We start from the raw sequence: 6,000 nt of genomic DNA, 5'->3' as shown, positions 1-6,000 counted from the left end.
GCATGCTCGTAGGCACGCTTGTGGATCGCCGGGTTGATCGCCGAGAACTCCTCGCGCGGTGTCAGCAGGAAGGCGCGGATGGTCGCCTGCCCCCACAGATCCTTGTTCTTCACCAGCGCCTGGAAGCGGTCCCAGCGCTGACCGAGGAACACCGGATCCTCGCCGCGGGCCATGCCCCAGGCGACGAAGTTGTCGCGTGTGTCGGTCGGAGGATCGAGGCTCCAATTGTACGGCTTGATGGTCGCGGCCGAAGCGATGGCCGGCAGCAGGCTGGTAGAGACGACGCCGGCGACCGCCAACGCCGCGCCACCTGCGGCGAAGGTCCGCCGCCGGAGAGAAGTCCACTCATGCACGATAATCTGCTCGCCCTTCCCCAGAAAGATGTCTGGTGAAGCATTCTGGCCCGGAGGCGATTGCGCCGGACATGCGCGCAGATTGGAAGCGTGCAATGTAACGGCCCCGTGCCGGGGCCGGACGGCGCTATGACCGGCGCGCAGCGAGGGCGATCGCAAGATAGGCCCACCCGGTGACGCCGAGCGACACTCCGCCGACCGTGGCAGGCGTGAAGGAATGGCTGTAGGGCAGCTTCATCACCATGAGCCCGCCGGCCAACACGGCGACGACACCGGCCAGGACGAACCAGAGCCATCCCTGCAAGCGCCGGACCTTCATCGCAAAGCCGACCTGGGTGAGCCCATGCAGGACGAAGACGAGCGCCATCACCAGTGTCTTGATGACGATGCCCGGAAACGGCTCGATGTACACGAGGACACCACCGACGGCCGCAATGCCGCCGATCGCCAGGCACCAGGCGAACAAAGCAGTCTGCTGCATCTTCCCGGACTGCACGATCTGCGCGAGACCGACGAGCAGCAGCACCAGGCCCAGAACCTCGTTGGGAGCGATCGATGACAGCGCGGGAACCAAGACAGCTACGGCCGCGGCGAGGATGAACGCTCCGCCGACGAGGGCGAACAGCAACCAGTGGGACCGGAAGCTCTCGGCAGCGAAGCGGCGGGCCTCTTCCGAATGGCTAGTTGAGATCACGGCAGCCCCCGAACCACGCGGCGATGGCGCGCGACACTGAAGCGTCCCGCGCCGTCACCGGGCAGCGCGCCCGGCATCTTGGCCGCAGCTTGGTGAGCTTGTGCAGGATATTCGCCCGATTTCAAGGGAGACCCGCAGCACGCGCGGCGAGCCGCCGGGTGGACCGGGATCCGGGCGCGGGGCGCATCGGCATGAAGTCCCACGGCTGTTCCGCCAGTTCCAATCTCGTTTGGACGGGACCGCGACGCCTTTTGTGCCTGGACGCCGCAGCCTGTACCTCGATTTCGTGAACCTGTTCCAGTTCCTGATGATGTTCCTCGGGCTAGCGGCTGCCACAGCGATGGTGGCGGTCACGCGACGGCACGTGATCACCCTCAACCCCTCGATGAAAGCCCCTATTGGCAGAGACGCCTAGCCGTTCAGCTTCTCCAGTGCTGCACGCAGCTGCGCCTCTTGCTCGTTCGACAGCGAGGTCTTGAGCACGCGCGCCTTGTAGGGTTCCAGTTCCGCGAGCACCTTGTCCTCGGTGACGCTGCGGAACAGCACGCAGAGCGCCGACGAGCCGTTCGGGATTGTCTCGCCGATCTTCTTCACGAAATCGTCGCGGATGCCGTAGTCGGCGAGCGATCCGGACAGGGCTCCTGCCCCGGCACCTGCTACCGCGCCGATGGCCATGCCGGCCAAGGGATTGAGAAACAGGAGGCCGAACAGCATTCCCCACAAAGCGCCACGGCTTCCGCCCGCTGCCGCGCCCAGGGCGGTGAGATTGACGGCCTGCTTGATGTGCGCCTTGCCCTCGGTGTCGCGCTCGACGACGCAGGCGTCCTCGAGGTCGATCAGATATTGCTTCTGGAGAGAGCGCAGCTTGTTCAACACCTCGTCTGCCGTGTGCAGCCCGTCAAATCCGAGAATTACCAGAGTGCTCATCTGCACCTCCTTCGTGAGACCGCCCAGGAGATGTGGCGGGTGCGCACGAGCACCCCGCCATGCAGCGTCGGCCGCCCCCAGGGACGGTCATAGTCTACTTGCCGCTCCACGCCCTACATCGGCGCATTGTCCCAGGACTGGTCCGGGAGTCCCATTCCGGTGCCACCCAATGGACCACGAGAACCGTCAATCCTCGGGACCGTTCCGCCGGGTTGCCCGGGTGGTGTGGAGTCCCGGAGGCACTATGTGCCAAGGGTTGCCGGACCGCGCTTGGGCATAGCCGTAGTCGAACAGCGCCCGCATGTAGGCCGGCTCGAACGGCCGGCCACGCGGTTCGGTGAAGTCGGCGCCGATATAGGCCAGCCTGTAGGCAACGTCGTCGCGCTTGGTGAGGAAGTAGGCCAGCGCCACGTCGCTGTAGCCGGCGGCTTGCAGCATGGTGCCGATGGCCCGGCCGGCGATCGAGATGGTGCGGCGCTCGACCTCGGCATGCTCCGGATCGAGCCGCGCATTGCGGATGAGGTAGGCCGTCTGCTGGCTGCGCACCGGCAGCAAGCCGGGGTCGAACGACCCGGGATAGAGGAAGAGCTGGGCGTTGACCCCCCCGTCGACGTGCATCTCCTGGTGTCGAGCGCCATCGATCTCGATGTCGATCATGACCGGCGGAAAGGCGCCGGGAATGGCCGCCGTGGCCAGCAGGATCTTGCGGAACAGGTCGAGCGCCTGCGGATGACCGCTGGCAGCGATGGCGCCGATGTTCCAGATCACCGGGCGCTGCGCGTCGAGATCGGTCGTGCCGAGCATCAGCAGCCGGCCGCGCTCGTACTCCCGGGCGATGGCTGCGAGCATCCGGCCGTCGACATACCGGTCGATCGTCTCGCTCAGCGGCCGGGTGTCGGCCATGGCGTCGCTGAACAGCGCGGCCGTCAGGGCGCGCCGCGAGAATATGCTATCGGGACCCAGCTTGGTATAGACCTCGCGCAGCTGCGCGTCGTAACTCGGGCCGAGAAAGGCGAAGGGAGCGATCAGGGCGCCGGTGCTGATGCCGGTCACCATCCTGAATTCCGGCCGCGTCCCGGTCGTCGTCCAGCCGTTGATGAAGCCGGCGCCGAACGCCCCGTTGTCGGCGCCCCCCGAGATGGCCAGAAAAGACGATGGCGGAATCGGCTGGCTCGGCCGGCCTTCGGCGCGCAGCACCGCCTTGATCCGCTCGATCGCCAGGGTCGCCTCGGCGACCATCGGGGCGGGATCGCCATCGGCGTAAAACCGCGCATTGGGAATGCCCAGCGGCAGGGCGCGCGCTGCCGCGGCAGCCGGCACCGCCGGGCCGCGCGGCGGCAGGGCGCAGCCGGCCAAGATCGACATTCCCCACAGCAGCACCACGACCGAGGCAAGGCCGCGTATTTCCACGTCTAGCTCCTCGGAGTCAGAATGACCCGAACAGGCTGCCAAGAAGGATCACCGCAATCAAGGCGATCAACGCGCCGACGATGCCCGTCATCACGATGTCGCCATAGCTGCGGGCGTGGGTCGAGCCGCAGACGGCGAGCAGGGTCACCACTGCCCCGTTGTGCGGCAGGCTGTCGAGAGTGCCGGCCCCGATCACGGCGACGCGATGGAGGAGCGCCGGATCGATGCCGTGCTCGGCGGCGAGGCGCATGTAGGTCGGACCGAGCGCGTCGAGCGCGATGGTCAGCCCGCCTGAGGCCGATCCGGTCAGAGCCGACAGGATGTTGGTGGCGAGCGCCAGCGAGACGAGCGGCCCGCCGTCGATCGACAGGACCCATTCGCGCACCACCGCGAAGGCCGGCAGCGCCGCCACGACGGCGCCGAAGCCGACCAGGCTGGCCACGCTCAGCGCCGGGAGCACGGCCGCGTTGGCGCCGGCATCCATGCTCCGGCGAACCGACGGCAAGCGGCGACCGTTGACCGCCAGCAGGGTCGCGATGGCGACTGTGAGCGCCGCCGCCACCGACCATACGCCGCCCACGGCCGACAGCGAGGTCGCGCCCCAGCGCGCCTCGGCGAGGAAGCTGGTGTCGAGCCGAGGCAGCACGACGAACGACAGCACGAGATTGGCGACAATGACCGCCACCAGGGGCAGTGCCGCCGTGACCAGCGGGGGCACACTTTCGGCCGCTTGCGAGTGATGGATCTCGGCCGGATCGAAGCCCTGGGCGGTGGTCGCCCGCTCGCGCACCAGCGGATCCTCGGCTGCCTCGCCGGGAGATGCCGGCTCGTCGAAATGCAAGGGCTCGCCGTTCCTCCGGGCGGCAGCACTGGCTCGCATCAGCCACCACATGCCGAACCCGAGCATTATGACCGACGCGACCACCCCGAGCCCCGGCGCAGCGAACGGCGTCGTGCCGAAGAATGGCATTGGAATGGCATTCTGGATGGCCGGCGTACCGGGCAGCGCCGACATGGTGAAGGTCGAGGTCCCGAGGGCGATCGCCGCCGGCATCAAGCGACGCGGGATGGCCGCCTCCCGGAACAATGCCTCGGCCATGGGCGCCAACACGAACAGCGCCACAAACAGGCTGACACCTCCGTAGGTCACCAGCGCGCCGGCCAAGACGACGGCAAGGATGGCGCGGCCAGGTCCCAGCCGCTGCATCATCCAGCGTGCGATCGCCGTCACCGACCCGCTGTCCTCCATCAGCTTGCCGAACAGCGCGCCCAGCAGAAACAGCGGGAAGAACTGCCCGAGGAACTGCGCCGCCCCGCCCATGAAAGTCTGCGTCCAGTGAGCCAGCAGGGGCTCGCCGGCGAATGCCGCCGCCACGACAGCGGCCGCAGGCGCCAGCAGCAGCACGCTCCAGCCGCGGAACGCCAGCCAGACGAGCAGCGCAAGGCCCAGCAATATGCCCGCGAGACCCATCACACCGTATCCAGCAGACGATCGATATCGAGGGTCGAGCGCCGCCCCAGGTCGGCCCCGTGGGTCGCCAGGAAGGCGTCGGCAGCGCGTCGTCCCTCGTCGTGCAGCAGCCGCAGGAAGGCCCATTCGGCATTGAGCTTCGACGAGGAGCCCAGCTCGACCATGAGCTGGCTGCTGATCAGGTGGATGCGCATGCGCGACCAGTGCCCCGCCTCGCCCTCTTCCGACGGCGCCACCTGCCGCAGCAGCGCCATCATGCGCAGCTCCTTCAGCAGCACGGCGTTGAACGACACCTCGTTGAGACGATTGAGGATGTCACGCGCCGATTTCGGGATGCCCGGCCGCTCGACGGGATTGATGGCAACCAGGATAGTGTCGTCCGAGATGCACTCGCGGACCAGCGGCGTCATCGTCGGGTTGCCGGAATAGCCGCCATCCCAGTAAGCTTCGCCATCGATCTCGACTGCCTGGAACATCGACGGCAGGCAGGCCGATGCCAGCAGGACCTTGGGCGACAGCTCGGCGTTGCGAAAAACCCGCGGCCGTCCGGTACGCACGTTGGTTGCGGTGATGAACAGCTTGATGGGGGCGCCGGCCAGGCGGCCGAAGTCGATCGCCTCGGCCAGCACCCCTTCCAACGGATTGGCCCCGCCGAACGGCAGGTCGTAGGGCGAGAACAGACGCGACGCGAGATCGAAGGCCACGTAGGCCGGCGACTGGTCGAGCGACCAGCGACCAAGAAGCACGTCGAGCGGGCTGCGCTGCAGCGGGCTCAGGGCGGCCGCCTCGGAAACCTTCTTCCAGAACCTCTCGAGCGCCGCACGAGCGCCGGGATTGCCCGCCTCGGCGAAGCCGGCTGCCATCACCGCAGCATTCATGGCGCCGGCCGAGGTTCCGGAGACGGCCTCGATGGTGAGGGCCGGCTCCTCGAGCAGCCGGTCAAGCACGCCCCAGGTGAAGGCGCCGTGGGCGCCTCCGCCTTGCAGGGCGAGGTCGACCAGCCGCGTCGGCCGGTGAACAGTCGAAAGGGGAGATTGCTCGGACATTCGGTGCTTTCCAGCTGTCGTACTCGGGATAAAAGATGCCTCTGACAGCCATGACGGCATTGTAGAAGGGTCAAGTTACCCTTTGGTTGGCCGATGGTC

5 protein-coding genes and 1 pseudogene are annotated in these 6,000 nt (G+C 67.5%); all 6 read right to left on the bottom strand.

Features of this window, described 5'->3' with window-relative positions:
- A pseudogene (locus ACILR9_RS30950) lies at nucleotides 1-353 on the bottom strand (hypothetical protein); the annotation flags it as partial.
- A 127-nt stretch (nucleotides 354-480) separates the two neighbouring features.
- Entirely contained in the window at nucleotides 481-981 is a 501-nt protein-coding gene (locus ACILR9_RS30945; protein WP_395713834.1) for an HdeD family acid-resistance protein, read from the bottom strand.
- A 477-nt stretch (nucleotides 982-1,458) separates the two neighbouring features.
- Entirely contained in the window at nucleotides 1,459-1,974 is a 516-nt protein-coding gene (locus ACILR9_RS30940; RefSeq protein ID WP_395713833.1) for a DUF1269 domain-containing protein, read from the bottom strand.
- Between the two features lie 186 nt (nucleotides 1,975-2,160).
- Nucleotides 2,161-3,384: a patatin-like phospholipase family protein gene (locus ACILR9_RS30935; RefSeq protein ID WP_395713832.1), complete on the bottom strand. Its 1,224-nt coding sequence runs from the start codon at nucleotides 3,382-3,384 to the stop codon at nucleotides 2,161-2,163.
- A 16-nt stretch (nucleotides 3,385-3,400) separates the two neighbouring features.
- Entirely contained in the window at nucleotides 3,401-4,855 is a 1,455-nt protein-coding gene (locus ACILR9_RS30930) for a GntP family permease (RefSeq protein ID WP_395713831.1), read from the bottom strand.
- Nucleotides 4,855-5,901: a patatin-like phospholipase family protein gene (locus ACILR9_RS30925; RefSeq protein WP_395713830.1), complete on the bottom strand. Its 1,047-nt coding sequence runs from the start codon at nucleotides 5,899-5,901 to the stop codon at nucleotides 4,855-4,857. Before ACILR9_RS30925 ends, ACILR9_RS30930 begins: the two co-directional genes overlap by 1 nt.
- Nucleotides 5,902-6,000 lie beyond the last annotated feature (99 nt).

Origin of the sequence: Reyranella sp., from assembly GCF_044224635.1 — a bacterium.
Classification (GTDB): Bacteria; Pseudomonadota; Alphaproteobacteria; order Reyranellales; family Reyranellaceae; genus Reyranella.
The sequence above is the reverse complement of the archived record's forward strand: the minus strand, read 5'-3'. Positions and strand labels throughout refer to the sequence as shown.

Excerpts from the sequence above, each read along its gene's own strand:
- ACILR9_RS30930 (WP_395713831.1), bottom strand. The coding sequence starts at position 4,855 with ATGGGTCTCGCGGGCATATTGCTGGGCCTTGCGCTGCTCGTCTGGCTG.
- ACILR9_RS30940 (WP_395713833.1), bottom strand. The coding sequence starts at position 1,974 with ATGAGCACTCTGGTAATTCTCGGATTTGACGGGCTGCACACGGCAGAC.
- ACILR9_RS30925 (WP_395713830.1), bottom strand. The coding sequence starts at position 5,901 with ATGTCCGAGCAATCTCCCCTTTCGACTGTTCACCGGCCGACGCGGCTG.